Source organism: Zhongshania sp. (genome assembly GCF_041623545.1).
Lineage (GTDB): Bacteria > Pseudomonadota > Gammaproteobacteria > Pseudomonadales > Spongiibacteraceae > Spongiibacter.
Genome location: NZ_JBFJWS010000351.1, coordinates 1 through 3,124, shown reverse-complemented (window position 1 = coordinate 3,124; position 3,124 = coordinate 1). Strand labels below are relative to the sequence as shown.

Annotated in this window: 3 protein-coding genes and 1 pseudogene; 2 read left to right on the top strand and 2 right to left on the bottom strand. The window is 51.8% G+C overall.

Features of this window, described 5'->3' with window-relative positions; all coding sequences use genetic code 11:
* On the top strand, window positions 1–355 hold a 355-nt coding region (locus ABYT30_RS17690), incomplete at its 5' end, for a LysR substrate-binding domain-containing protein (RefSeq protein WP_373097810.1).
* Window positions 356–424: 69 nt separating this feature from the next.
* On the opposite strand, the gene ABYT30_RS17685 is transcribed toward ABYT30_RS17690, so the two are convergent.
* Together ABYT30_RS17685 and rpmE are read right to left on the bottom strand one after the other, a co-directional pair.
* Window positions 425–1,672 (bottom strand): malic enzyme-like NAD(P)-binding protein, encoded by a 1,248-nt coding sequence (locus ABYT30_RS17685; RefSeq protein ID WP_373097809.1) that lies wholly within the window; start codon window positions 1,670–1,672, stop codon window positions 425–427.
* 297 nt (window positions 1,673–1,969) lie between these two features.
* Window positions 1,970–2,197, bottom strand: coding sequence for a 50S ribosomal protein L31 (rpmE, locus tag ABYT30_RS17680; RefSeq protein ID WP_373083942.1), 228 nt, complete (start codon window positions 2,195–2,197; stop codon window positions 1,970–1,972).
* 213 nt (window positions 2,198–2,410) lie between these two features.
* Between rpmE and ABYT30_RS17675 the strand changes: the two are divergent.
* Window positions 2,411–3,124, top strand: a pseudogene (locus tag ABYT30_RS17675) (primosomal protein N'); the annotation flags it as partial.

Below are 3,124 nucleotides of genomic sequence, written 5' to 3'. Positions count from 1 at the left end.
TAAAAACTACCTACAGGCCCAGCATATTTCGGTGTCCGGCCGCAGCCGTGGTAGCGTGATTGAAGACGCCGCCCTCAATCGCAAAGGCCTAAACCGAAATATTATTTTGCGTGGCCAAAGCTATTATTCCGCCAGCCATATCGTTGCTGATTCAGATTTATTACTTACCCTACCCCGGCACTTAGCCCAGCGCTTTCAGGAGTTCCTACCCCTGCAAAGCCACCCCTTGCCGCTAAAATTACCGGCGCTGGAGATGCAAATGTACTGGCACCGCAGTGCCAACAACGACACTGCCCACCAATGGCTGCGCGAGCGCATTCAAGAAATTATTGCCCAGAACGGCGGTAAGGATTAAGCCAAACTCACAGCCATAAAAAAGCCGCCGTAACGTAAATTACGGCGGCTTTGCTTTAGCGTCTGACGTCTAACTTAGCGGATAATGCGCCGGATAGGGTAGATTTGCCACACCCGTATCAACAGCCGCTTGCGCAACTGCCGCAGACACTTTGCCAAGCAAACGACGGTCTACTGGCTTAGGAATAATGTAGTCAGGCCCGAAGGACAACTCCGTTACGCCACAGGCGTCAATGACGACTTGGGGCACTGGCTCTTTCGCCAAATCACGCAACGCGTGTACGGCAGCAATTTTCATTTCTTCATTAATTGCCGTAGAGCGCACGTCTAATGCACCTCGGAATATGAAGGGGAAACCCAAAACATTATTAACCTGGTTGGGGTAATCTGAGCGCCCGGTTGCCATAATTAAATCGCTGCGCACTGACAAGGCCAACTCGGGCTGAATTTCAGGATCCGGGTTTGAACAGGCAAACACAATTGGCTTTGGCGCCATCGACAAGAGCATCTCAGCACTGAGCAGATCCGCACCAGACAAGCCCACAAATACGTCGGCATCTTTAATCGCATCCTGCAGGGTGCGCGCATCGGTATCGTTCTGGAACTCTTTCTTATACTCGTTAACACCATCGCGGCCGGGGTAAATCACGCCGCTTCGGTCAATCATGAAAATATTTTCGTAGCGAGCACCGAGGCTAACAAGCAGACGCATGCAGGCAATCGCAGCAGATCCTGCACCAAGACAAACCACTTTGGCAGTCTCAAGGTTTTTACCCTGAATTTCCAGCGCGTTCAACATACCCGCTGCCGTCACAATGGCGGTGCCGTGCTGGTCATCGTGAAAAACCGGAATATCGCACTGCTCTTTTAATACTCGCTCAATTTCAAAACACTCTGGCGCCTTGATATCTTCAAGGTTGATACCACCAAAAGTAATGGAAATACGCTTAACGGTATCAATAAATGCCTGGCTGTCTTCAGCATCAACTTCAATATCAATGGAATCAATATCAGCGAAACGCTTAAACAACAGCGCCTTGCCTTCCATCACCGGCTTGCTGGCCAAGGGACCTAAATCGCCCAAACCCAAAATAGCAGTGCCATTAGAAATTACCGCAACCAAATTACCTTTGCTGGTGTATTTGTAGGCATTGGCCGGGTCTTTGGCGATTTCCCGGACAGGCTCAGCCACGCCTGGGCTGTAGGCCAGTGATAAATCGTACTGAGTTTCGGCAGGCTTGGTCAGCATTATGCCGATTTTACCTGGGGTAGGGAGCGAGTGGTAATCCAGAGCCGCCTGCTTAACATCTTTGGACATTCGATAATTCCCAATATGGATGCATTCTCAAAGAGGCGAGAAAGCATATAGAAAAGAGTTTACAGTAACAAGTCGCTGACTGTGACAAAGCCCGTCACATCTGCTTTTCAAGGGCCTTACCCGCCTTGAAACACCATTGAAGTGCGCTACCAAGATGCATCGGCATCCAAACTTGCCTGAGACGGATGCGAGCCCGCCACCTATAACTCAAAAAGCACAAACAAAAATGCCCGGTCAGATTAGCACCGGGCATTTCTATGGTGACTGCCTGCGCAGCCACTAAGCACTACCGGGAAATTACTCGGTAGGTGCAGGTGCCGCGCCGCGTGAACCAAAACGCTTGCGGAACTTATCAACACGGCCGCCAGTATCAAGCATTTTCTGCTTGCCGGTGTAGAACGGGTGGCATGATGAACAAACGTCAACGTGCAGGGCATCGCCCAAAGTAGAACGCGTTTCAAAGGCGTTACCACAGCTGCAAGTCACGCTCATGGCGACATAATTCGGATGGATATCTGCTTTCATGGGTCTTTCCTCAATGGACGCCGCCACCCGATCATTTGCCGGGCACCGCGCAGGCTGCTACTTTCAAAATTAGCTTGAAATTCAGGCGGCGAATGTTAACAGAATTATATCAATAAGCAAGCAGTGCGCGGCATTGCGCAAAAACTTCGCTCCGCCCAGCGCCGTAATTCTTATACACTGCCACTTTACCTAAGCCCGAATAGCCACCGCTTTATGCCAAAACTCGTTACTGTCGCCGTTCCCTGCCCTCTGCGCCGAGGATTTGACTACCTATGGCCCGCGAGTTTGGGCCGCGACGCCGAAATTGGCTTGCGCGTGAGCATCCCCTTCGGCCGTCAACAATTAGTTGGCGTGGTGATCGCCCTTGACGCCATCTGCGACATACCCAGCAATAAGTTAAAAGCCGTTTTAAACGTTCTTGAAGAACAGCCTAGCCTACCAAGCGATTTAGTCCAGCTTGGGCGCTGGGCCGCCGATTACTACCACCACCCCGTTGGTGATTGTTTTGCGCAAATGCTGCCGGTGGCGCTGCGCAAGACCAGCCCACCAAAAGAAAAGCCTGCGCAGTACTGGCGACTCAGTGAAAATTGCGACGAGCTGCCCCAGTTGGCGATTCGCGCCCACCAACAAATCAGCCTACTGGCAGTGATTCGCCAGGCCGGACAACTTTCGCGCCGTCAAATTAAAGATCTTGGCTACAGCAGTGCCGTACTAAACAACTTAATCAATGGCGGATACTTACGGCAGGCCGACACCCCTGTCGCGCCCCCACCGAGCGGGAGCGCAACCGGGCCAACACTCAATGCCGAACAACAATATGCAGTCTCCACAATATGCGCCAGTCTAGGCCAGTTTGAACGCTACCTACTCGATGGCGTAACCGGCAGCGGCAAAACCGAAGTGTATTTACGCAGCATTGCCGAGTGC

Coding starts and splice junctions, on each gene's coding strand:
- rpmE (WP_373083942.1), bottom strand. CDS start 2,197: ATGAAAGCAGATATCCATCCGAATTATGTCGCCATGAGCGTGACTTGC.
- ABYT30_RS17685 (WP_373097809.1), bottom strand. CDS start 1,672: ATGTCCAAAGATGTTAAGCAGGCGGCTCTGGATTACCACTCGCTCCCT.